Raw genomic sequence first — 23,664 nt, 5'->3', positions numbered from 1 at the left:
CGTTCGCAACGGAAGCAGCGGGCTTGAAGCCTTGGCGACAGCCCGGCGGTGTCGCGGACGGAGTGCGAATGATCAGGCTGCTGGGTTACTTCTTCGGGATCGGGTCGGTTCTGGCTCTCATCGTGGCCGGCGGCGTCGCGCTCTACATCCACGAGATCAGCGCGGATCTGCCGGACTATCAGGTGCTCGCCAATTACGAGCCGAAGGTGACGACGCGCCTTCATGCCGCCGACGGCTCGCTGATGGCCGAATACGCCAAGGAGCGCCGCCTCTTCCTGCCGATCCAGGCGGTTCCCAAGCGTCTGAAGGACGCCTACCTCGCCGCCGAGGACAAGAACTTCTACAGCCATCCCGGCATCGACGTGCAGGGCCTGGCGCGCGCCGCCATGGTCGTGGCCAAGGGCGACGGTCTGCAGGGCGGCTCGACGATCACGCAGCAGGTCGCCAAGAACTTCCTCCTGACGCGCGAGCAGTCCATGGAGCGCAAGGTCAAGGAGGCGATCCTCTCGCTGCGGATCGAGCGCGCCTATTCCAAGGACAAGATCCTCGAACTCTACCTGAACGAGATCTATCTCGGCCTCGGCTCCTACGGCGTCGCTGCCGCCTCGCTCGCCTATTTCGACAAGTCGGTGAACGAGCTCGAGATCCAGGAGGCGGCCTATCTGGCGGCTCTGCCGAAGGCGCCCGAGAACTACAACCCCTTCCGCAATCCCGACCGTGCCGTGGAGCGGCGCAACTGGGTCATCGATCAGATGGCCGAGAACGGGTTCATCACGCGCGCGGAGGCGAGCGAGGCGCAGGCCAAGCCCCTCGGCGTGAAGCCCAAGCCGTCCGGCACCTATCTCTTCGCGGCCGAGTATTTCACCGAAGAGGTCCGCCGCGAGGTCATCGCCCGCTACGGCAACACGGCGCTCTACGAGGGCGGCCTCTCCGTCCGCTCGACGCTCGATCCCAAGCTTCAGGTTCAGGCGCGTACCGCGCTGCACGACGGGCTCCTGAAGTACGACGAAGCGCGGGGCTATCGCGGCCCCGTCTCGCGCATCGATCTCGGCAGCGACTGGGGCCAGGAACTCGGCAAGGTCCCGACCTATACGGACGTGCCGGAATGGCATCTGGCCGTCGTGCTCGCCTCCGAGCCGAGCGGGGCCAGCCTCGGCCTCCAGCCGTCCAAGGATGCGGGCGGGCGTCTCGGCTCCGACCGCAAGATCGTCTCGATCTCCGCCGCCGACATGAAATGGGCGATGCGCCTCAACATGGAGGGCCGGTCCGGCACCGTGAAGGCGGTCGATCAGGTGCTGTCGCGCGGCGACGTCGTCTATCTGGAAGACCGCGCGGGCGGCGGCTATCGGCTGCGCCAGCCGCCGAAGGTCCAGGGCGCGCTCGTCTCGATGGACCCGCATACGGGCCGCGTCCTCGCGCTCGTCGGCGGCTTCTCCTATTCGCAGTCGGAGTTCAACCGCGCGACGCAGGCCATGCGCCAGCCCGGCTCCTCCTTCAAGCCGATCGTCTATGCGGCGGCTCTCGACAACGGCTACACGCCGGCCTCCGTCATCATGGACGGGCCGATCTCGATCCCCGACGGAAACGGCGGCTACTGGTCGCCGAAGAACTACGGCGGCGGTTCGGCCGGTCCCTCGACGCTGCGCCAGGGCATCGAGAAGAGCCGCAATCTGATGACCGTGCGCCTCGCCAAGGACATGGGCATGAAGCTCGTCGCCGAATATGCCGAACGGTTCGGCGTCTACGACAAGCTCGCCCAGTACCTGCCCATGGCGCTCGGCTCCGGCGAGACGACGGTCATGCGCATGGTCACGGCCTATTCGGTGATGGCCAATGGCGGTCGTTCGATCGAACCCTCGCTGATCGACCGCGTGCAGGACCGGTATGGCCGCACGGTCTACAAGCACGACAACCGCAAATGCGAGGGCTGCAACCAGCCGACCTGGAACGATCAGCAGGAGCCCGAACTCGTCGACGATCGCGATCAGGTTCTCGACCCGATGACGGCCTACCAGATCACCTCGATGATGGAGGGCGTCGTCCAGCGGGGCACGGCCATGAGCGTCAAGGAACTCGGCGTTCCCGTGGCCGGCAAGACCGGCACGACCAACGACGAGAAGGACGCCTGGTTCGTCGGCTACACGCCGGATCTCGTGACCGGCCTCTATATCGGCTACGACAATCCCGCGCCGCTCGGCCACGGCCAGACCGGCGGCGGCCTTGCCGCGCCGATCTTCACCGAGTTCATGAAGGTCGCGCTGGCCGGCAAGCCGCCGGTGGACTTCCGCGTTCCCGAGGGCATGACGCTCGTCTCGATCGACCGCAAGACCGGCATGGCCGCCAAGGGCGACGGCACGATCGTCGAGGCCTTCAAGCCCGGCACGGGCCCGGCCGACAGCTATTCGATCATCGGCAAGGACGAAATGGCGTCCTCCCCGCCGGCCGTCATCTCGCCGGAGGCCGAGCAGGCGATCGTGCAGGGGGCGGGCGGACTCTTCTGACCGCCGCCCGGCGAGGCGCGCTGCACGAAGTGCGCCCGTACCTCGCGTGAAAACGAGCGCCGCACCTGTTCAAGGCGCGGTTCGGACCTTATGGTCGAGACTTCCCATTCCTCATGAACGACGGGGGTAGCGGCATGCGTGCCGAGATCGAAACGATGGTCGACGAAATCAAGCAGGCCGTAAGCCTGCTGAGGAGGCATCTTTGACTGGGATGCTTCCCTTAAACGACTCCAGGTTCTGAACGCCAAGTCCGAAGATCCGAACTTCTGGAACGACGCCGCCGAGGCGCAGAAGCAGATGCGCGAGCGCCAGTATCTGGAAAGCTCGATCGACGGCATCCGCGCGCTCGAACAGGGCATTGCCGACAATGTCGAACTGATCGAGATGGGCGAGGAAGAGGGCGACCCTTCCATCGTCGAGGAGGCCGAGGCCGCCATTCGGGCGATCAAGGCCGATGTCGACAAGCGCTCGATCGAGATGCTTTTGTCCGGCGAGGCCGACGGCTTCGACACCTATGTCGAGGTGCATTCGGGCGCGGGCGGCACGGAGAGCCAGGACTGGGCCTCGATGCTCCTGCGCATGTATATGCGCTGGGCGGAGCGGGCGGGCTACAAGGTCGAGCTGCTGGAACAGCACTCGGGCGAGGAGGCCGGCATCAAGTCGGCGACGCTGCTCCTCAAGGGCCGCAACGCCTATGGCTGGATGAAGACCGAATCGGGCGTCCACCGCCTCGTGCGGATCTCGCCCTACGACAGCCAGGCCAAGCGCCACACGTCTTTCGCCTCGGTCTGGGTCTATCCGGTCGTCGACGACACGATCAACATCGTGATCAACGAGTCCGATTGCCGGATCGACACCTATCGCTCGTCCGGCGCGGGCGGACAGCACGTCAACACGACGGATTCAGCGGTGCGCATCACGCACATTCCGACCGGCATCGCGGTCGCCTGCCAGCAGGGTCGCTCCCAGCATCAGAACCGGGCCATCGCCTGGGACATGCTGCGCGCCCGCCTCTACGAGGCCGAGCTGCAGAAGCGGGAAGAGGCGGCCAATGCCGAGGCCGCGTCGAAGACCGATATCGGCTGGGGTCACCAGATCCGGTCCTATGTCCTTCAGCCGTATCAGATGGTGAAGGACCTTCGCACGGGCGTGCAGAGCACGGCGCCCGGCGACGTGCTGGACGGCAAGATCGACCTCTTCATGGAGGCCGCGCTGGCGCATCGCGTCCATGGCGGCGACATCGAGGTCAGCGACGTCGACTGACGATCCTGCGGCCGGCTCGGCGCTTCAGCCCAGCCGGTCGATCTTCTTTCCGGCGCGCAGATAGCCGGCGGGATCGACCGCGATCCCCGAATGGCGCACCTCGTAATGAAGATGCGGTCCCGTGCTCCGGCCGGTCGATCCGACCTCGCCGACGATGTCGCCCGCCGCAACCTTGTCCCCGACGCCGATCAGGATCCGCGACAGATGCGCGTAGCGGGTCGCGTAGCCGTCGCCGTGATCCACCTCCACCATCTGTCCGTAGCCGCCGGTCAGCCCGGCCGAGACGACCGTGCCCGGCGCCGTCGCGGCGACGCGCGTGCCGCTTTCGGCGACGAAGTCGAGCCCCGTGTGCATGGCCGCCTGGCCCAGAAACGGGTCGGAGCGGACGCCGAAGGTCGAGCTGATCGCCGTGGTGGCGACCGGCCGCTCCAGCGGCAGATGCCGGATGCCGGTCTGCACCGCGTCGAGGCGGGTGAGGGCCGTGTCGAGATCGCCGAGGCTCGCCTCGAAGCGGTAGCCTTCCGGCACCGGCTCGAAGGGCCCGCCCTGGCCGCCGGTCTGTTCCGCCTCCGGCAGGGGAAGGCGAATGCCCTCGGAGCGCAGCGCGTCCGTGATTCCCGCCGCTTTCGCGCGCGCGCCCTCGGCCAGCGCATCGAGCTTCTCGATCTGCCGCGCCTCGTGGGTCTCCACCGCTTCGCCGATGCTGCGGATGAGGTCCGGCGATATCTGCGGCTTGGAGCCCGCGATCGGGGCGGAGAGACCGTCGCCCGCGAGGTGATCCACCAGCTTGAAGCGGTCGAAGGCCTGCGATGCGCCGGTCGCGGAGTAGGCCAGGGGTTGCCCTTCGGCGCCGACGCTGTCCAGCGACCGCGGATTGGCGACGGGAACGGGCACCTCGGCGCCCGCCTCGATCAGCCCGCTGGATCGGGCGCGGTCGAGCAGCGGCGCCAGCTTGTCGTAGCGCGCTTCGAGCTCGACCTGCTGGTCGAGGAGCACGGCGACCTTGGTCTCCACCTTCTCGCGATCGAGCAGCTGGCGGCTGACGGACCGGTCGAGCTGCGCGCGCAGCGTCGCGATCCGGTCCTCGTAGGCCTGGGCCAGCCGCGCCTGCCGCGCGACGCCGGCCGTCTGCAGGTCCTCGTGCAGAAGAACGTAGGCGGCCGAGCCGAAAGCCCCGAGCATCGCCGCCGAGACCAGAGCCGTCGTCAGCGCGAGCATCGCGGGCCGAACGGTGAAGTGGCGGATCGTCTCGCCGCGGGCGATGACGACCGTGTGGGGAAGCGCCGGTCGGCCGAAGGCGCCGTGATGCTGGCCCGAACTCATTCGCGCGATCCCGAATCGGAAAAGGCGGCGCGACGGCGCCGGTTCTCAGACGCGATTAGACATCGTTAAGGTTAATCAAACCTTTCCAAGCGGGATTTCGCCGGCTTACCGTTTGATCCGATTGGACAATCCGAAAAGATGACGGCGCGGTTCAGCTCGAAAGCGGCGAGAGCGCCCGGTAAAAGGTCGGCGTCAGCCCGGCCTCCGCTCGCGCCCTGTCGTTGAAGGGCGGCTTCACCTCGCCGCGGAAGCATTGGCGGACGAGATGCTGGAAGCGCTCGGCCGGATTGCGGCCCTCGCGCGCGCAGAGGAAGCGGAACCACTTGGCGCCGATCGCGACGTGCTTCTTCTCGTCGTTGTAGATGATCGTCAGGATCGCGGCGGTCTCCTCGTCGCCCGTCGCCTCCAGCTTCTCCAGAAGCGAGGGCGTCACGTCGAGCCCGCGGGCTTCCAGGATCAGCGGAACGATGGCGAGGCGCGCGCCGAGATCGTGCGCCGTCACCTCCACCGCTTGCCAGAGCCCGTCATGGGCGGGCAGGGCGCCGTAGAAGGAGCCGAGCGAGGCGAGGCGCCGGGACAGGAGCCCGAAATGCTTGGCCTCCTCCATGGCGACCGTCATCCAGCCGTCGAAGAAGGATCGCGGCACGCGCTCGGAGGTGAAGCGCGCGACGATGTCGAGCGCCAGATCGATGGCGTTCAGCTCGATATGGGCGAGGGCGTGGATCATGGCGATCCGCCCGGCCTCCGTGTGGACGGAGCGGCGCTTCACCGAACGCGGCGAAACGAGGTCGGGCTTGGCCGGCCGTCCGGGCCGGGTGGGCAGCGGCGGGTCGAGCGGCGAGTGGAGCCCAAGCGTGCGGGCGAACCAGCGCCGCCCCACCTCCTCGGTCAGCGCCACCTTCTGCGCGAGATCGGCTTCCGACAGGGCGCGGATGGCGCCCTCCCGAAGGCTCGCGACCGCGATGGTCTCCACGGCACTCAAGGCTTTCAGCCCGCCCTGGGCAGGGCTCTGGCCGCCGCCAGAACCTCGTCGGCATGACCCGGCACCTTGACCTTCGGCCAGAGCCGGACGATCCGCCCGTCCGCGCCGACGAGCGCCGTCGTGCGCTCGACGCCCATGTATTTGCGGCCGTACATGCTCTTCTCGGTCCAGACGCCGAAGGCGGAGAGAAGCACCTTATCCTCGTCGGAGAGAAGCCGGACGGCGAGTTCGTGCTTGTCGCGGAACTTCCCGTGCTTCTTCACCGGATCGGGCGAGACGCCGAGGACCGGGATGCCGAGCGCCTCGAAGTCGGGCGCGAGCTTGGTGAAGTCGATCGCCTCCTGCGTGCAGCCGGACGTGTCGTCCTTGGGGTAGAAGTAGAGGACGAAAGGCGAGCCCGCGAGAGCGTCTCGCGCGACGGTTTCGCCGTGATCGTCGGGCAGCGCGAAATCCGGGCAGGCAGCCCCTTCTTCGATCGTGGACATGACGCCTTCCTTTCGGCCAATTGGACTGGAATGAACGGGGCTCGCGACGGGGGCTTCCAGCCGCGCGCGAGCCGTGAGATAGCGCCATCAGCCGCCTTTGGCGACCGTCGGGCCGCATAGGGACGAATCCTTGTGCGAACGGCGAGCCGGGTCGCGTTCGGTCGGGGAGTGGTTGCTCGGGATGTCGATGGTGAGAAGACCCGATGCGCCCCGTTTCGCGTCGCCTTGCAAGGGCCGCACGCCGTCTCGGACCGCATCTTTCGCATGAAGCCAGTCTTCCGGGTCTGCGGCGGGCTGGTCAGCCGTCTTCTCACGATCTTTCTGATCCTCGCCACGATCCTGTTCATGGTCGTCGGCACGGGCGCCGGTCGCGATGCGCTGCGCAAGCGGTCCGAGGCGATCGCGACGGGGCTGCTCGGCAAAGGCATGGTGGCCGAACTCGGCCGCCAGTCCTTCGGCATCGGAAGCGACGGTTCGATCGAGATCCGCTGGCGCGATATCCGTCTCGGCGATGCGGCGACGGGCGTGACGGCGACGAAGGTCGCGCGGCTGACGGTCGGCCTGCGCCCGATGCAGCTCCTGCGCGGGCGCCTTGCCATTCGCAGCCTGTCCATGTCGGGCGCGACGATCGACCTCACGAAGGGCGGCTTCTCCCTGGGTTCCGGCGGAGCCGGACCGGCGAGCATCGACGCCGCCCTGAAGCTTGCCGACGTGCGCATGGACGCGCTCCTGCGCTCCAGGCTCGATCGCGTCTCTCTCTCGGGCATCACCATCGTCGCGCCCATCGGCGCGGCGGGCGGCCCCTTCCTTTCCCGCGTCGATTCGGCCTCGCTCGACCTGTCCGACCCGTCCGCGCTTCGGCTGGCCGCCCGGTTCGGCGTGGACGACCTGACGCTTGCGCTGAACGGCGAGGCGGCCTTCGACGGGGATGCCCAGCGCCTCTCCCGTCTCGACCTCGTGCTCGGCCCGCTCGACATCGGCCGCATCGTGCCGCCCGGCGACGAGGCGGACCGGCTGGACACGCGCCCCTTCGCCGCCGACACCAAGCTGTCCTTGCGCGTCGATCTGTCCTCGACGCCCGGCGAGGAGGCCCGCACGCTGATCCTGTCCACCGCCGTCGGTCCCGGCGCGGTGCAGGCCGGGCGCGGCCATGCGCGCGTCGAGGCGGCGACCGTCGATCTCGCCTATCGCGAGGGCTCGCAGGAAGCCGTGCTTCAGCCAAGCCTCGTCGTCTTCGACGGCGTCTCCATGCAGCTCGGCGGCCGCGTCGCCCTGACGCCGGACGACCGTCTGGCCTTCAGGCTCGATGCCCGCGACATGCGCTCGACCGTCGGAATGGCCTTGGAAACGTCGGAGCCCCTGACCGCCTCGCTCGCCCTCGAAGGTTCCGTCGGGCTCTCGCCCTTCGACCTCGTCGTGCCGACGATCGCGATCCGCACCGCTTCCGGCAGCATCGTCGGCGATGCGAAGTTCGACACCAGCACGCCGGAGGCCGCCAACCACGTCCATCTGTCCAGCGACGGCCTGTCGACGCGGGACGTCAAGGCCTTCTGGCCGTTCAACCTCGCGCCGAACACCCGGCGCTGGGTCATGGAGCACATTCGCGATGCCGGCGGCGCGCGGAGCGCCGTCTTCGCCCTCGATCTCACGCGCGCACGCCTCGGCGAAGCGTTCCGCCCGCGGCACCATCCGACCCCGGAGGAGATGAGGCTGACACTCGACTTTTCGGATGTCGGGCTCTCGACGGTGCAGGACATGGCGGAGATCGAGGGCGCTTCGGGTCGGCTGGAGGTTTTGGGCGGCGACACGACGATCCGCGTCGATCAGGCGAAGGTGCAGGGCCTTCCCTCCATATCGGCGACGCCGAGCCTCCTGCGCTTTGCGAAGATGCCGACCGATTCGATCCACGATGTCGAGTTCACCATCGCCCTCGGCCTGACCGGCGATGCCAAGGATCTTCTCGCGGTGGCCGCGCGGCCGCCGATCAATGCGCTGAGAACCCTCGACCTTAAGCCCGAGGACGTATCGGGCACGGCGACCGTCACGGCCAATGTCGACTTCATCCTCGGCGACGATGTCGCCAAGGGCAAGGAGCTGGCATCCTACGCCGTGGACGTCGCCCTGAAGGACGCCTCGCTCGCCAAGCCCTTCGAGGGGCGCAAGCTCACAGGGCTCAGTGGCCCTCTCTCCATCGTGCCCGGCGCGGTCGAGGGCGAGCTGAAGGGCGAGGTGGACGGGCTCACGTCCACCATCCGTTTCGGCCAGCCCTTCGGCCCGACGCCCGCCGTCGATCGCCGCCTTGTCGTCGATGTCGATCTCGACGGCGAAGAGGCCGCCCGGATCATACCGGCGCTCGACGGCGTCGTGGACGGCAAGATCGCGGCCACGCTGACGGCCAAGGGCGGCCCCGGCGACGGCTTCCGTGCCTCGGTCGATCTCGGCGCCAGCACGATCGCGCTTCCCGTTCTCGGCTGGAGCAAGGGCCGCGGCGTCGCGGCCAAGCTCGACTTCGATCTCGTCACCGGCGACGGCGCGACGAAGCTGCGCGATCTCAGCCTGAAGGGCGCCGGGTTCTCCGCGACCGGCGAGGTCTCGGCCGACAAGAACGGTCTCGTCTCGGCCAATCTCTCCAGCGTCGCCTTCAATCCCGGCGACGACGCGACGCTGAAGGTCCGGCGCGCCGACAACGGCTATAGTTTCGAGCTGAGCGGCTCGCGCTTCGATGCGCGGCCGTTCCTCGCCGATCTTCGCGCCTCGCTCGGCGAGCGGGCGGCGAAAGGCCCGCCCAAGCAGGCGAGGCAGATCGACGCGACCGTCTCGCTCGACAGCGTCTCGGGCTTCGGCGGGCAGGAACTGCGCAACGTCTCGCTGAACTATGCCGGAAGCGCCGGCGCGGTGGCGGCTCTCTCCATTGCCGGCGTCGACGGCGGAGGAGGTCGCTTCACCGTCGAGGTCTCGCCGCGCGGCAAGAATCGCTCGATCGAGATCCGCGCCGCCAATGCCGGCCGGCTCATCGATTTCGGCGGCGTCTACGGGCGCATGGAGGGCGGCGCGATGGCGCTCAGCCTCCTCGGCTCCAGCGACGACGGCTACGCCGGAAAGATGATCGCGGAAAACTTCACGCTCGTCGACGAGCCCCGCCTGTCGCGCCTCGTCGGGGCGCCGACCGGGCCGAACTCGACGAGCCTGTCGCAGGCCGTCGGCGCCCCCTTGCGCACCGAGCGCGCGGATTTCGACCACGCCTCCGCCGGCATCGCCTATGGGCGCGACGGCTTGCGCGTGAAGGACGGGATCATTCGCGGGCCCGTCTTCGGGTCGAGCTTCGCCGGCACGATCTACGATGCCAAGAACCGCATCGACGTGACCGGCTCCTTCATGCCGGCCTATGGGCTGAACGGCATGTTCGGCAAGATCCCGGTGCTCGGCCTCATCCTCGGCAATGGCAACGAGGGCGGCCTGATCGGCATCACCTACCGTCTCGCCGGCGCCTTCGAATCGCCGACGCTGGAGGTGAACCCTATCTCCGCCATCGCCCCCGGCATCTTCCGGAACATCTTCGCCTACGGTCCCTGATCGGGCCGGCTTCACCGCCGGACGTTCGTCCTGGCGGTGAAATCCAGCGTCCCCCGTCAGCCGGCGGGGCGAACGAGGATGTGCTTCTTCTTGCCGAGCGACAGCTTCACGACGTCGCCTTCGAGAAGGTCGGACGGGCCGACGGCGCGGCGCTCGTCGTCGATCGTCCGGTCGTTGATCTTCACGGCACCGCCCTTCAGGTGACGCCTCGCCTCGCCGTTGGACGCGGCGAGGCCCGCCGTCACGCAGAGCGCGAGAATGCCGATGCCCGCTTCGAACTCCATGGCGGGCACCTCGATCGTCGGCAGGCTGGCCGAAACCTGACCCGACTCGAAGGTCTGGCGCGCGGTCTCGGCCGCGAGATCAGCGGCCTCCTGCCCGTGCAGGAGCGCGGTGACGGCGCCGGCGAGCACCTTCTTCGCCTCGTTGATCTCGCTGCCGCCGAGCGCCTCGAGCTTGGCGATCTCGGCCATCGGCAGGACCGTGTAGAGCTTGAGGAAGCGGCCGACATCGGCGTCCTCGGTGTTCCGCCAGTACTGCCAGAAGTCGTAAGGGGAGAGCATGTCCGGGTTCAGCCAGATCGCGCCGGACGCGGTCTTGCCCATCTTGGCGCCGGAGGAGGTGGTGAGCAGCGGCGAGGTCAGCGCGTAGAGCTCCGCGCCGTCCATCCGCCGGCCGAGATCGATGCCGTTGACGATGTTGCCCCACTGGTCCGAGCCGCCCATCTGGAGCTTGCAGCCGGTTCGGCGGAACAGCTCCGAGAAATCGTAGGCCTGGAGGATCATGTAGTTGAATTCGAGGAAGGAGAGCGACTGCTCCCGGTCGAGCCGCAGCTTCACCGAATCGAAGGACAGCATGCGGTTGACCGAGAAATGCCGCCCCACGTCGCGCAGGAACGAGACGTAGTTCAGCTCCAGCAGCCATTCGGCATTGTCGAGCATCAGCGCATCCGTCGGCCCCTCGCCGAAGCGCAGGTACTGCGAGAAGGAGCGGCGGATGCCGGCCAGATTGTCGGCGATGTCGGCGACCGTCTGCAGCTTGCGCGCCTCGTCCTTGAACGAGGGATCGCCGATCATGCCGGTGCCGCCGCCCATCAGCGCGATCGGCCGGTGGCCCGTCTGCTGCATCCAGTGCAGCATCATGATCTGCATGAGCGAGCCGACATGCAGGCTCTTCGCCGTCGGATCGAACCCGATATAGCCCGTCACGGTCTCGGTCTGGAACAGCTTGTCGAGCCCGGCATCGTCCGAGGTCTGGTGGATGAAGCCGCGCTCGGCGAGCGTTGCCAGGAAGTCGGACTTGAAGGCGGTCATGGGATCGAGGTCCTGTTGCGGGCCGCGCGAGGCAGGGCCGGCGGAAGACGGTGCGGGAAGCGGAGAGCCGGGGTTGTCGCCCTCGGCCCGACTTGGTCTAACGACAAGCCGCCGATCGATTTATCCGTCAAACGCGGAGAACTCCAGAGCGGGTGCCCAGAACTCAGACCGGAGGCGAAGAGCCTTGTCACCTCTCCTGACCGCCATCGGCCTGATGAGCGGAACCTCCATGGACGGCATCGACGTCGCCCTCGTGAAGACGGACGGCGAAAGCATCGTGGAGCGCGGTCCCTCCGCGGCCTATCCGCTGGACGCGGCGTTTCGGCGGCGGCTGGAGGCCGGGCTCGAAGACGCCAAGGCGATCGTCCGCCGCGGCGAGCGGCCGGGCGACCTCGCAAACCTCGAGCGCGAGATCACCGACCTCCATGCCGACGCCGTGCGCGCCTTCGCGCGCGAGACCGGCATCGATCTCGGTACCGTCGATCTCGTCGGCTTTCATGGACAGACGGTGCTGCATCGCCCCGCCGAGCGCCTGACGGTCCAGCTCGGCGACGGACCGCGCCTTGCCGCCGCGCTCGGCCGGCCGGTCGTCCACGACATGCGCGCCGCCGATGTCGCGGCGGGCGGGCAGGGCGCGCCCCTCGTGCCGGCCTATCATGCGGCGCTGGCGGCGGGACTTGCGCAGGATCTGCGCCGTGAGCCCGTGGTCTTCGTCAATATCGGCGGCATCTCGAACGTCACCTATATCGATGGTGCGGGAGATCCGATCGCCTTCGACAGCGGGCCGGGCAATGCTCTTCTCGATCGCTGGGTGCAGAACGAGGTCGGCATTTCCTACGACCAGGGCGGTGCGATCGCGGCCGAAGGCGGCATTCTCGACGAACTCGCCGCCGCCTATCTCGGCTCGCCCTTCTTCGCAAAGCCCGCGCCGAAGTCTCTCGACCGATTCGACTTTCCGATGCCGCCGGCGGGCTCGGGCTCGCTGGAGGACGTCGCACGGACGCTTTGCTTCGTCGCCGCGCAGGCGATCCTCAAATCGGCCGAGCATATGCCGAAGGCGCCGAAGCTCTGGATCATCTGCGGCGGCGGGCGCAAGCACCCCGCCATTCTCGGCGATCTCGTCGAGGGTGCGGGCTCGGACGCTCGGGTGATGACCGCCGAGGAGGCGGGCTTTGACGGGGATGCGATGGAGGCCGAGGCCTGGGCCTATCTCGCGGTGCGCTCCGCGCGCGGCCTCGCCCTGACCTTTCCGACGACGACCGGCGCGCCCGTCGCAATGACCGGAGGCCTGATCGCCTGGCCCTGAAACGAAAACGGCCCGGACGCGATCCGGGCCGTTTTTGATCTTGGAGTTAGACGATCAGCGCAGACGCTTCGGCCGGACATCCACCAGCTCGCCGGCGAGGCGCCGGTCGAGATAGTCCGTGGTCTCGGCCATCAGCTCTTCGAAGTGCTTGGTGTAGAAGTGGTTGGCGCCGACGAGCGTCTTCTGCGTGATCAGAATGCCCTTCTGCGTCTTCAGCTTGTCGACCAGCCCCTGAACGTCCTTCGGCGGGCCGACCTTGTCCTTGTCGCCGTGGATGATGAGGCCCGACGAAGGGCAGGGCGCCAGGAAGGAGAAGTCGTAGGAGTTCGGCTGGGGCGAGATCGAGATGAAGCCCTCGATCTCCGGCCGGCGCATCAGGAGCTGCATGCCGATCCAGGCGCCGAAGGAATAGCCCGCGACCCAGCAATGCTTGGAATCCGGGTGCAGGCTCTGCACCCAGTCGAGCGCGGCCGCCGCATCCGAAAGCTCGCCCGATCCGTGGTCGAACTCGCCCTGGCTGCGGCCGATGCCGCGAAAATTGAAGCGCAGCGTCGTGAAACCGCGTTCCACGAACATGTAGAAAAGCTGATAAACGATCTGATTGTTCATCGTGCCGCCGAAGCGGGGATGGGGATGCAGCACGATCGCGATCGGCGCGTTCTTCTCCTTGCCCGCCTGATAGCGCCCCTCGAGGCGACCGGCGGGACCATTGAAGATGACTTCAGGCATGATGTAAAATCCTATGCGGCAGGAGGCGCGGGGCGGCGCGGCTTGACGCAGAACACGCGGGCTCTTAGGTTCCAGTTTAGAACGGTTCAAAACTACACGCTTCCACCGAAGGCGCTATGTAGTCTAGAAGGTGACTGGCTTTCAAGGAATTTGGGAGCTCGGCGCCTTGAGCGCCAGACTTTGCGGCTTTGCCGAGCAAAGGACAGGACGATCGCCGTGGCTGCCCGTCGCATCTATCTCGACCACAATGCCGGTGCGCCGCTTCTTGCCGAAGCCCGCGCCGCGATGATGGATGCGCTGGAGACGGCAGGCAATCCCTCTTCCGTCCACGCCGAGGGGCGGCGGGCCCGCGCGATCGTGGAGCGCGCCCGGGTCGAGGTCGCGGCGCTCGTCGGCGCCGATCCCGAAGCGGTCGTCTTCACCTCAGGCGCGAGCGAAGCCGCCGCAACCTGCCTCGCGCCTGCCTGGCTGCAGGGTGAGAGCGAGGTGACGATCCGCGATCTGGCGGTCGGGCGTGGCGATCACGCCGCCTTGCGCGAGGCCGGCCGGCTCTTTCCCGGCCGCGTCACGCATCTGCCGCTCGATGCCGATGGCCGCCTCGATTCCCGTGCTTTGGCCGAACTGATCGAGGCTTCCGATCCGGACGACCTGCCGCTTCTGGCCGTCACGCTCGCCAATAGCGAAACGGGCGTCGTCGCCGATCTCAGTCGCCCGGAGGTCCGCCGCTTCGCCGAGGCCGGGCGTCTCGTGGTCGATGCCGTGCAGGGCGCCGGACGCCTGCCGCTCGACATGAAGCGTCTCGGCTGCACGGCGCTGATCCTCTCCGGCCACAAGATCGGCGCGGCGCAGGGCGTCGGCGCCTATGTGCTCGGCGATCCCCAGCGCCGGCCGATGCCGCTCCTCGTCGGCGGTGGGCAGGAGAAGGGCCGGCGATCCGGCACCGAGGCCGTCGCCGCCATCGCGAGCTTCGGCGCCGCCGCGACGGTGGCGCGGGCCCGGCTTGCGTCCGGCGAGGCCGAAAGGCTCCTCCTCATCCGCCGCCATCTCGAAGCGCGCATCGATGCGATGGCGGGGCCGCGCATCGTCGCGCGGAATGCGGAGCGGCTTCCGAACACGGTCCTGCTGTCCATTCCGGCCCTCGCGGCCGAGACGGCGCAGATCGCCTTCGACCTTCAGGGCATCGCCGTCTCGGCGGGATCGGCCTGCTCGTCGGGAAAGGTCGGCGCCAGCGCCGTCCTGAAGGCGATGGAGGAGGCGGGCTCCGGCATCGATTCGCGGATGGGTGCGATCCGCGTCAGTTTCGGCTACGAGACGGGCCTGGACGAGATCGACGCCTTCGCGGATGCGCTGGCCGGCTTGGCCGGCCGTGCCGCGATGCGGCTTATCGACCCGAAGGCGGCTTGAATAACGCGGATATCAGGCCTTTCCTTGTCGGTGGCCCTTCATTTCCGGCACCAAAAGGGCCACTTAGAGCGCATCCAAGGTAGGCTCCGAGCATACGACGTGACCAACCACCGGACCTTGACTCCGGCGAGTGTGGAGAAACGACATGGCAGCAGTTCAGGAAACCATCGACCAGGTCCGCCGGATCGACGTCGACCAGTACAAATACGGCTTCGAGACGATCATCGAGTCCGACACCGCGCCGAAGGGCCTGGACGAGTCGACGATCGCCTTCATCTCCGCCAAGAAGGGCGAGCCGCAATGGATGCTGGACTGGCGCCTGGAGGCCTTCGCCCGCTGGAAGACGCTGGAGAGCCCCTCCTGGGCGCGCCTCGACTATCCGCCGATCGACTACCAGGACATCCACTACTACTCCGCGCCGAAGTCCATGAGCGGCCCGGCCTCGCTTGACGAGGTCGATCCCGAGCTGCTGCGCACCTACGAGAAGCTCGGCATTCCGTTGCGCGAGCAGGAGATTCTGGCCGGCGTCGTGAAGCCGACCGATGTTCCGGCCTTGCCGCAATATGACGAGAACGGCGATCTGATCGAGGTCTCCGACCGGCGCGTCGCCGTCGATGCCGTCTTCGACAGCGTGTCGGTGGCGACGACCTTCCAGGCCGAGCTGAAGAAGGCCGGCGTGATATTCATGCCGATCTCGGAGGCCATCCGCGAGCACCCTGATCTGGTGAAGCAGTATCTCGGCACCGTCGTGCCGGTTTCCGACAACTTCTTCGCCACCATGAACTCGGCCGTCTTCACCGACGGGTCCTTCGTCTACGTTCCGCCGGGCGTCCGCTGCCCGATGGAGCTCTCGACCTATTTCCGCATCAACGAGAAGAACACCGGCCAGTTCGAGCGCACGCTCATCATCGCGGACAAGGGCTCCTACGTCTCCTATCTCGAGGGCTGCACGGCGCCCCAGCGCGACGAGAACCAGCTTCACGCAGCCGTCGTGGAACTGATCGCGCTCGACGACGCGGAGATCAAATACTCGACCGTCCAGAACTGGTATCCCGGCGACAAGGACGGGAAGGGCGGCATCTACAACTTCGTCACCAAGCGCGGCGACTGCCGGGGCAACAACGCCAAGATCTCCTGGACGCAGGTCGAGACCGGCTCGGCCATCACCTGGAAATACCCGTCCTGCATCCTGCGCGGCGACAATTCACGCGGCGAGTTCTATTCGATCGCCGTGTCGAACGGCCGCCAGCAGGTCGATAGCGGAACGAAGATGATCCATCTCGGCAAGAACACGTCGAGCCGCATCATCTCCAAGGGCATTTCGGCGGGCCGCTCGAACAACACCTATCGCGGCCAGGTCACGACCCACCGCAAGGCGTCGAACGCGCGCAACTTCACCCAGTGCGACAGCCTGCTCATCGGCGAGGAGTGCGGTGCGCACACCGTGCCCTATATCGAGGCGAAGAACGCGACGGCGCAGTTCGAGCACGAGGCGACCACGTCGAAGATCTCCGAGGACCAGCTCTTCTACTGCATGCAGCGCGGCATCCCGCAGGAGGAGGCGGTCGCGCTGATCGTCAACGGCTTCGTGCGCGACGTCATCCAGCAGCTCCCGATGGAGTTTGCGGTGGAGGCGCAGAAGCTGATCAGCATCTCGCTCGAGGGCAGCGTCGGCTGACGGCTGACGGCCTCGACGCGCACGGTTTATAGTCTTCTCTGTCCCGGCCGGCTGCCGGGCACCGACCGATAGAAAACGGACATGCTGGAAATCAAGAACCTTCACGCGCGCGTCGCGGACACCGACACCGAAATTCTTCGCGGGCTGAACCTTTCGGTTCGCGCCGGCGAGGTGGCGGCGATCATGGGCCCGAACGGCTCGGGCAAGTCGACCCTTTCCTACATCCTCGCCGGCCGCGACGACTACGAGGTGACGGAGGGCGAGATCCTCTACAACGGCGAGTCCATCCTGGAGATGGACCCGGCCGAGCGCGCCGCCGCCGGCGTCTTCCTGGCCTTCCAGTATCCTCTGGAGATCCCGGGCGTCGCGACCATGACCTTCCTGAAGGCCGCCCTCAACGCCCAGCGCAAGGCGCGGGGCGAGGACGTTCTGACGACGCCGGACTTCATCCGGCGCGTGAAGGCCGCGGCCGCCGATCTGAAGATCGATCCGGCCATGCTGAAGCGCCCGCTGAATGTCGGCTTTTCCGGCGGCGAGAAGAAGCGCGCCGAGATCCTGCAGATGGCGCTGCTGGAGCCCAAGCTCTGCGTCATGGACGAGACCGATTCGGGCCTCGACATCGATGCGCTGCGCATCGTCTCCGACGGCGTGAACGCGCTGCGCTCTGAAAACCGCGCGTTCCTCGTCATCACCCACTACCAGCGCCTGCTCGACCACATCGTGCCCGATACGGTCCACGTCCTCTACAAGGGGCAGATCATCAAGACCGGCGGCAAGGAACTGGCTCTGCAGCTCGAGGATCAGGGCTACAGCCAGATCATCGGCGAGGCCGCCTGAGATGAACGTCCATCAGCTCCGGCGCCTGACGCCGGCCGAGGAGGCGGTGATCGCGAGCGCCGAGACGGGTCTCGTCGCATCCGACCAGACGCGCCAGGACGCGATCGCGCTTCTGCGTCGTGAAGGTCTCCCCCATCGCCGGATCGAGGCTTGGCACTACACGGACCTGCGCTCGCTGATCGGTCGCGTTCCCGCGACGACCTCCGCCAGTCCCGCGCCCGAGCTTTTGTCGCCGCTCCTGCCGGGTTCGACGGTCGTCGATCTCGCCGCGTCCGCGCCTCTGCCGGCAGCGCCGGAGGGTGCCAGCTTTACCCGTAGCAACGCGACGCCGGACTGGCGCAAGCCGGTCAACCATCTCGACCGCGAGTTCGACACGATCCGCCTGATCGGCGCCGCCTTCGGCGCGACGGCGACGGAGATCGAGATCGCGGCCGATGCCGATCTGGCGCATGCGATCGAGCTGCGGCCGGAGCCGGGCTCCACCGGCGCCCGGGGCTTCACGCTCTGCAGGCTCGGGGCCCGCTCCAAGGCGACGATCGTCGAGCGCCTGTCCGCCGGCCATGCCGGCACGCTTTCCTCCGGCATTACCGATCTCACGATCGGCGAGGGCGCCGAAGTGCTTTGGATCATTGATCAGGCCAAGGGCGAGGCCGAGACCTATCTCGGCCAGCTCAACGTCTCGATCGGCGCGAACGCCCGCTTCAAGCTCTTCGTGCTGAACGCCGGCGGTGCGCTCGTGCGGCTGGAGGTCCATGCCGAGACGGCGGGCGAGGGCGCCGACATCCAGATGCGCGGCGTCAATCTGCTCGGCCCCGGCCAGCATATTGACGTGACCACGACGCTGAACCACACGGTCGCCCACACGACCTCGACCGAGACGTTCCGAAACGTCGTCACGGGCGGACACGGCGTCTTCCAGGGCATGATCAAGGTCTCGCGCGGCGCGCAGAAGACAGATGCCCGCATGGCCTGCAACACGTTGCTCCTGTCGGACGAGGGTGACTTCTCCGCCAAGCCCGAGCTGGAAATCTTCGCCGACGACGTGCAGTGCGGCCATGGCGCGACGGCGGGCGAGATCGACTCCAACCATCTCTTCTACCTCATGTCGCGCGGCATCCCCGAGCGCGAGTCGCGGGCTCTGCTCGTGAAGGCCTTCGTGGACGAGGTCGTGGAGGAGCTGGAGCACGAGGACGCCATCGCGGCGCTCGAAGCCCGCATCGACGCCTGGCTGGCGGCCGACCGCTGACGAGACCGGCCGCGCGACCGCCGGCCCGAAAGGACGACGCCATGAACGCAGAGACCCAGATCCGCGCCGGATACGACGTCGAAGCCATTCGGCGCGACTTTCCGATCCTCTCGAAACAGGTCTACGGCAAGCCGCTCGTCTATCTCGACAACGGCGCCTCCGCGCAAAAGCCCAAGGCCATGCTGGACGCTATCCAGAAGGCCTATTCCGAAGACTATGCCAACGTCCATCGCGGGCTTCACTTCCTGTCGAACAAGGCGACGGAAGAGTATGAGAACTCACGCGAAACGGTCCGACGCTTCCTGAATGCCGGAAGCGTCGACGAGGTCGTCTTCACGTCGTCTGCGACCGAGGCGATCAATCTCGTCGCCTATGGCTACGGCATGCAGGAGATCGGCGAGGGCGACGAGATCGTGCTCACGATCATGGAGCACCATTCCAACATCGTGCCCTGGCACTTCCTGCGCGAGCGCAAGGGCGCCAAGCTGGTCTTCGTCCCGGTCGAGGACGATGGATCGATCTCGGTCGAGGCTTTCGGGCGGGCGATTACGCCCCGCACCAAGCTCGTCGCCATGACGCATATGTCGAACGTGCTCGGCACGGTGACGCCGGTGAAGGCCGTCGTGGCACTCGCCCACGCGCAGGGAATTCCCGTCCTCGTCGACGGGAGCCAGGGTGCCGTGCATCTTCCCGTGGACGTGCAGGATCTCGACTGCGACTTCTACGTCGTCACGGGCCACAAGCTCTATGGTCCGACCGGCATCGGCGTCCTCTATGGCAAGGCGGCTATGCTGGAGCGCATGCAGCCGTTCAACGGCGGCGGCGAGATGATCGTCGAGGTGACGGAGGGCAACGTCACCTACAATGCGCCGCCCCATCGCTTCGAAGCCGGCACGCCGCAGATCGCCCAGGCGATCGGCCTCGCCGCGTCGCTGCGCTACATGGAAAGCCTCGGCCGCCCCGCGATTCTGGCGCATGAGGAAATGCTGCGGGACTACGCGCACGAGCGTCTCGGCGCGGTGAACTCGCTGCGGATCTACGGAACGGCGCCGGGCAAGGGCGCTATCGTTTCCTTCGATCTGGAAGGCATCCATGCCCATGACGTGGCGATGGTGATAGACCGGGAGGGCGTTGCGGTTCGGGCGGGCACGCATTGCGCTCAGCCGCTCTTGAAGCGCTTCGGCGCGACATCCACATGCCGAGCCTCGTTCGGGCTCTATAACACGACGGCGGAAATCGATATCCTTGCGGAAGCTCTGGACAAGGCGAGGCGTTTTTTCGCCTGAAAGATGAAGACGATGATGGATCAAGCGGACGTAAAACTTGAGGCCGAGGCGCCGGTTCAGGACGAGACGGCTGCGGCCAACATCGCCCTGGCGAGCGCCGACAAACCGGCCTCCACCATTCCCGCCGAGGAATTGACGCGGCTGACCGACGACATCGTCTCGGCGCTGAAGACCGTCTACGACCCGGAAATCCCGGCCGACATCTACGAACTCGGCCTCATCTACAAGATCGATATCGAGGACGACCGCAGCGTCGCGATCGAGATGACGCTGACGGCGCCGGGCTGTCCCGTCGCTGGCGAGATGCCGATCTGGGTCGAGAACGCCGTGTCGTCGGTCGAGGGCGTGTCGCATACGAACGTCAACCTCGTCTTCGACCCGCCCTGGACGCCCGACCGCATGAGCGAGGAAGCTCAGGTCGCCGTCGGCTGGTTCTGACCGGCACCCGCCTCCGGCTTGCGCCGGGCGGGAGCTGTGACGGTGCCCGACTTGCGCGGGTGCCAACGAAGGTCCATTTTCGGGCTGTCGATTTCGAAAGGAGCGCCTGATGGGCCGCTTTACCGTCATGACCATGACCGACGCGGCGGCTTCCCGCGTGCGTGACATCGTGGCCTCCAAGGGCGGCGACGCTCTCGGCCTTCGCGTCGGCATCAAGAAGGGCGGCTGCGCGGGCATGGAGTACACGGTCGAGCTGGCGAAGGATGCCCAGCCCCGTGAGGACCAGGTCGAACGCGACGGCGCCCGCGTCTTCGTCGCCCCGGAAGCGGTTCTCTTCCTGCTCGGCACGGAGATGGACTACGAGGAGACCAAGCTCCGGTCCGGCTTCACCTTTCGCAATCCGAACCAGACGTCCGCCTGCGGCTGCGGCGAGTCCGTCGAGCTGAAGGCGGCAGACCTCAAGGCCATGGCGGACGCGCAGAGCGCCTGAGGCCTCGCGGCGCGATGGACGACGACGAGATCGAGGAGCGGCTTCAGGCCATCGGCCGCGTCACGATACGGCGCATGTTCGGCGGCAAGGGTATATACAGCGAGGGCTGCATCGTCGCCCTCGTCGTGCGCGGCGAACTGCTTCTGAAGGTGGACGAGGAAACGGCGCCGGTCTTCGATGCCGCCGGCGCCAGGCGCTGGTCCTATGCGCGAACCGGAAAGGCACCAGTCGCGATGCCCTATTTCACGGTGCCGGACGAAGCGCTCGACGATCCCGATCTGATGGCCGACTGGGCCCGACTTGCCCGCGCGGCGGGCCATCGCACAGCGGCGCCGAAAACGCCGAACCGCAAGCGCATCGTTTCGGACTGAGCTGCGACAGCGTGGGAGCCGAGGCTCGATACCGGCGGTCGGACATCGCCCGGCCGAACGGACGCGGGCCGAAGCCCGCGACGTTTCAGAAACCGGTGCCGATCAGCATGAAAGCCGGAATTTCCTCGCCGAACCCGACGGGCGAGCGGTCGTCTCCGCCCGACGACGAGCCGCGTCCGCCGCGGCCATTGCCTTCGAAGCCACGGTTGCGAGAGGGCGCAGGACGACGGCTCGATGCCGCGTCCGGCTCCGCCGCCACGGCAGCCGCGACCGGCTCGGGTGCCGCAGGCGCCTCGTCGAGCTTCTGAACGAAGACCGGCTCCGGCACGTCCGGCTGCTCGTCGGACAGCGCGGCGATCTCGGCCTCGACGCTGCGCGGCTCGCGCGTCTCGCCGTCGCGTCGCGTGCTCGTACGCGAGGAGCCCCGTCGCGACCCGCCGCTGGCCGTCTTGCGGCCGCCGCGCTTCTCGTCGCGGGGTTCGGCGCTCGGCTCGGGCGCCGGCAGATCCTCGGGAGTTCCCGCGAGCCAGTCGAGCTGCTTGCCGAGCATTTTCTCGATCGCGTCGAGATACTTCTTGTCGTTCCGCGAGACGAGCGTGAAGGCCTTGCCGGACCGTCCGGCGCGGCCCGTGCGGCCGATGCGGTGGACGTAGTCCTCGGCATGGATCGGGACGTCGAAGTTGAAGACGTGGCTGACCGCCGGAATGTCGAGACCGCGCGCCGCCACGTCGGAGGCGACGAGCAGCGTCAGCTTGTTCTCGCGGAAATTGTGAAGCATCGTCATGCGCGCCCGCTGGTCCATGTCGCCATGGAGCGCGCCGGCGGAGAAGCCATGCTTTTCCAGCGAACGGAAGAGCGACGCGACGTCGATCTTGCGATTGCAGAAGATGATCGCATTGGTGAGATCGTCCTGCGAGCGGATGAGGCCGCGAAGGACCTCGCGCTTGGCGTAGTCCTCCTTCTGCGTCGCGACGAGCTTCTGCTCGATCGTCAGCGCGGTGGACGAGGCCTTGGCGACCTCGACGCGGACGGGATTCTGCAGGAACTGTTCGGTGAGGCGGGTGATCTCCGGCGGCATGGTGGCGGAGAAGAACAGCGTCTGGCGGGTGAAGGGAAGGAGCTTGCAGATGCGTTCGATGTCGGGGATGAACCCCATGTCGAGCATCCGGTCGGCTTCGTCGATCACGAGGATCTCGACGCCGGTCATCAGGAGCTTGCCGCGCTCGAAATGATCGAGGAGCCGCCCCGGCGTCGCGATCAGGACGTCGACGCCGCGGTCGATCTTCTTGTCCTGCTCGTCGAAGGACATGCCGCCGATCAGGAGCGCGACGTTGATGCGCTGGTCCTTGCCGTATTTCACGAAGTTCTCGGCCACCTGCGCGGCGAGCTCGCGGGTCGGCTCGACGATCAGGGTGCGGGGCATGCGAGCCCTTGCTCGGCCCTTCTCGAGAAGCGTCAGCATGGGCAGGACGAAGGAGGCGGTCTTGCCGGTCCCGGTCTGCGCGATGCCGAGCACGTCCCGGCGCTGCAGCGCGTGCGGGATCGCCTCTTCCTGGATCGGAGTCGGCTCGGAATAGCCGGCGGCTTCGACAGCCGCGAGAACTTTAGCGCTGAGGCCGAGTTCGGAAAAAAGCATAGAGCTCGATTATCTCGTGGATGACGGAAAGTGAGGCTACGACCGTTGTCAGCCCAAGTCCTGCCATGGGCGATAAGGGCTAGACTTTTTCGAGTCAACCTTCACGCAAGCTAATATGGTCCGGATACTTTCGATTCCCAGGGTCGAGGGGCCGATCTGCGCCGGCCTCCTCAAGATCATGCCGAAGAAAACCCTCGGATCGTTCTCTCAATTCGTCGCGGGACCGAAGACGTAAGGCGCATCTTTCGTAAAATGCAGCTCGTAGGTCTCGGCGATCTCGCCGTCGCGCGGGACGATGTCGAAGAACAGCGTGAGCCCGTTCGTCTCGCCCTCGGTCGGCTCGTCCGCGCGATAGCCGACGACCGCACCGTTGATCGTCTGGATCTCCTTGATCTCGGTCGTCCCGAGAATCGTCTGCCCGGCGCCGGTGCGCTCGAGCTGCTGGATGAAGAAGCGGTAGACCTCGTCCTTGCCCTTCACCTGCATCATCACGGTGCGCCAGACGCCGCTGCGCTGGCCTTCCGTCCAGGGCGCCACGACCTGCACGTCCTCGATTTCGACGGCGAGAGTCTCCAGCGACTTCGCGGCCTCGTCGGGACCGGCAGCCGGAGCGTCCGCAGGCGCCGCGGGGGCGGGGCTGGCGGCGGGCGCCTCGGGCGCTGCGGCCGCCGGCGGCGTGTAGGGTGCGGGCGGGGCTGGCGTCTGCGCGAAGGCGACGCTGGCCTGCAGAGCCGCCGTCGCCAAGGCGAGGCTGAGCACGGTCGATCGGATCATCAGTTCAACTCCTGTCTGGACCGCCCTTG

19 protein-coding genes are annotated in these 23,664 nt (G+C 67.2%); 12 read left to right on the top strand and 7 right to left on the bottom strand.

What is annotated here, in order from left to right; translation table 11 throughout:
• The first annotated feature begins 68 nt into the window (after positions 1-68).
• The gene (locus tag ASG62_RS14400; RefSeq protein WP_056691600.1) at positions 69-2,501 is read left to right on the top strand and encodes a penicillin-binding protein 1A; all 2,433 of its coding nucleotides are present in this window, start codon (positions 69-71) and stop codon (positions 2,499-2,501) included.
• Between the two features lie 134 nt (positions 2,502-2,635).
• Positions 2,636-3,764 (top strand): peptide chain release factor 2 gene (gene prfB / locus ASG62_RS14390; protein ID WP_156382153.1). Its coding sequence is split into 2 segments (ribosomal slippage): positions 2,636-2,704 and positions 2,706-3,764, totalling 1,128 coding nucleotides; the frame shifts between segments, so codons are not numbered across the junction.
• A gap of 24 nt (positions 3,765-3,788) precedes the next feature.
• Here the strand turns inward: prfB and ASG62_RS14385 are convergent.
• The 3 genes from ASG62_RS14385 to ASG62_RS14375 form a co-directional block, all read right to left on the bottom strand.
• Positions 3,789-5,087, bottom strand: a complete 1,299-nt coding sequence (locus ASG62_RS14385) for a M23 family metallopeptidase (protein WP_056691593.1) — start codon at positions 5,085-5,087, stop codon at positions 3,789-3,791.
• Positions 5,088-5,238: 151 nt separating this feature from the next.
• Positions 5,239-6,060, bottom strand: a complete 822-nt coding sequence (locus ASG62_RS14380) for a ferritin-like domain-containing protein (protein WP_082537039.1) — start codon at positions 6,058-6,060, stop codon at positions 5,239-5,241.
• Between the two features lie 14 nt (positions 6,061-6,074).
• Positions 6,075-6,554 carry a peroxiredoxin gene (locus ASG62_RS14375; RefSeq protein WP_056691588.1) on the bottom strand — a complete coding sequence of 160 codons (480 nt, stop codon included), beginning with the start codon at positions 6,552-6,554 and terminating at the stop codon, positions 6,075-6,077.
• Positions 6,555-6,818: 264 nt separating this feature from the next.
• Between ASG62_RS14375 and ASG62_RS14370 the strand changes: the two genes are divergently transcribed.
• Positions 6,819-10,127 (top strand): hypothetical protein, encoded by a 3,309-nt coding sequence (locus ASG62_RS14370; protein ID WP_156382152.1) that lies wholly within the window; start codon positions 6,819-6,821, stop codon positions 10,125-10,127.
• Between the two features lie 56 nt (positions 10,128-10,183).
• Here ASG62_RS14370 and tyrS read toward each other — a convergent pair whose 3' ends face one another.
• Positions 10,184-11,440 (bottom strand): tyrosine--tRNA ligase, encoded by a 1,257-nt coding sequence (tyrS, locus tag ASG62_RS14365; RefSeq protein WP_056691582.1) that lies wholly within the window; start codon positions 11,438-11,440, stop codon positions 10,184-10,186.
• A 184-nt stretch (positions 11,441-11,624) separates the two neighbouring features.
• Here tyrS and ASG62_RS14360 point away from each other — a divergent pair, with 184 nt between their 5' ends.
• Complete coding sequence (locus tag ASG62_RS14360; protein WP_156382151.1) at positions 11,625-12,746, top strand: anhydro-N-acetylmuramic acid kinase; 1,122 nt, start codon at positions 11,625-11,627, stop codon at positions 12,744-12,746.
• 54 nt (positions 12,747-12,800) lie between these two features.
• Here the strand turns inward: ASG62_RS14360 and ASG62_RS14355 are convergent, their stop codons facing one another.
• Positions 12,801-13,475: an alpha/beta hydrolase gene (locus tag ASG62_RS14355; protein ID WP_056691579.1), complete on the bottom strand. Its 675-nt coding sequence runs from the start codon at positions 13,473-13,475 to the stop codon at positions 12,801-12,803.
• Between the two features lie 216 nt (positions 13,476-13,691).
• Between ASG62_RS14355 and ASG62_RS14350 the strand changes: the two genes are divergently transcribed.
• The 8 genes from ASG62_RS14350 (at position 13,692) to ASG62_RS14315 (ending at position 21,225) form a co-directional block, all read left to right on the top strand.
• Positions 13,692-14,879, top strand: a complete 1,188-nt coding sequence (locus ASG62_RS14350) for a cysteine desulfurase family protein (RefSeq protein ID WP_056691575.1) — start codon at positions 13,692-13,694, stop codon at positions 14,877-14,879.
• A gap of 145 nt (positions 14,880-15,024) precedes the next feature.
• Positions 15,025-16,557: a Fe-S cluster assembly protein SufB gene (gene sufB, locus ASG62_RS14345; RefSeq protein WP_056691572.1), complete on the top strand. Its 1,533-nt coding sequence runs from the start codon at positions 15,025-15,027 to the stop codon at positions 16,555-16,557.
• A gap of 81 nt (positions 16,558-16,638) precedes the next feature.
• Positions 16,639-17,394 (top strand): Fe-S cluster assembly ATPase SufC, encoded by a 756-nt coding sequence (gene sufC / locus ASG62_RS14340; protein ID WP_056691566.1) that lies wholly within the window; start codon positions 16,639-16,641, stop codon positions 17,392-17,394.
• 1 nt (position 17,395) lies between these two features.
• Positions 17,396-18,640 (top strand): Fe-S cluster assembly protein SufD, encoded by a 1,245-nt coding sequence (gene sufD / locus ASG62_RS14335; RefSeq protein ID WP_056691563.1) that lies wholly within the window; start codon positions 17,396-17,398, stop codon positions 18,638-18,640.
• A 41-nt stretch (positions 18,641-18,681) separates the two neighbouring features.
• On the top strand, positions 18,682-19,926 hold the full coding sequence (locus tag ASG62_RS14330; RefSeq protein WP_056691560.1) for a cysteine desulfurase: 1,245 nt from the start codon (positions 18,682-18,684) through the stop codon (positions 19,924-19,926).
• Positions 19,927-19,938: 12 nt separating this feature from the next.
• Positions 19,939-20,364, top strand: a complete 426-nt coding sequence (locus ASG62_RS14325; protein ID WP_413814210.1) for an SUF system Fe-S cluster assembly protein — start codon at positions 19,939-19,941, stop codon at positions 20,362-20,364.
• A 109-nt stretch (positions 20,365-20,473) separates the two neighbouring features.
• The gene (sufA, locus tag ASG62_RS14320) at positions 20,474-20,854 is read left to right on the top strand and encodes a Fe-S cluster assembly scaffold SufA (RefSeq protein WP_056691554.1); all 381 of its coding nucleotides are present in this window, start codon (positions 20,474-20,476) and stop codon (positions 20,852-20,854) included.
• Between the two features lie 14 nt (positions 20,855-20,868).
• Positions 20,869-21,225, top strand: a complete 357-nt coding sequence (locus ASG62_RS14315) for a TfoX/Sxy family protein (protein ID WP_056691552.1) — start codon at positions 20,869-20,871, stop codon at positions 21,223-21,225.
• An 85-nt stretch (positions 21,226-21,310) separates the two neighbouring features.
• Here ASG62_RS14315 and ASG62_RS14310 read toward each other — a convergent pair whose 3' ends face one another.
• Both ASG62_RS14310 and ASG62_RS27225 read right to left on the bottom strand, forming a co-directional pair.
• Positions 21,311-22,861 carry a DEAD/DEAH box helicase gene (locus ASG62_RS14310; protein ID WP_056691551.1) on the bottom strand — a complete coding sequence of 517 codons (1,551 nt, stop codon included), beginning with the start codon at positions 22,859-22,861 and terminating at the stop codon, positions 21,311-21,313.
• 207 nt (positions 22,862-23,068) lie between these two features.
• On the bottom strand, positions 23,069-23,635 hold the full coding sequence (locus ASG62_RS27225) for a hypothetical protein (RefSeq protein ID WP_056691547.1): 567 nt from the start codon (positions 23,633-23,635) through the stop codon (positions 23,069-23,071).
• Positions 23,636-23,664: the final 29 nt, after the last annotated feature.

Source organism: Aureimonas sp. Leaf427 (assembly GCF_001425485.1).
GTDB lineage: Bacteria > Pseudomonadota > Alphaproteobacteria > Rhizobiales > Rhizobiaceae > Plantimonas.
Note: the sequence above shows the minus strand (reverse complement) of the source record. Positions and strands in the feature narration are given on the sequence as shown.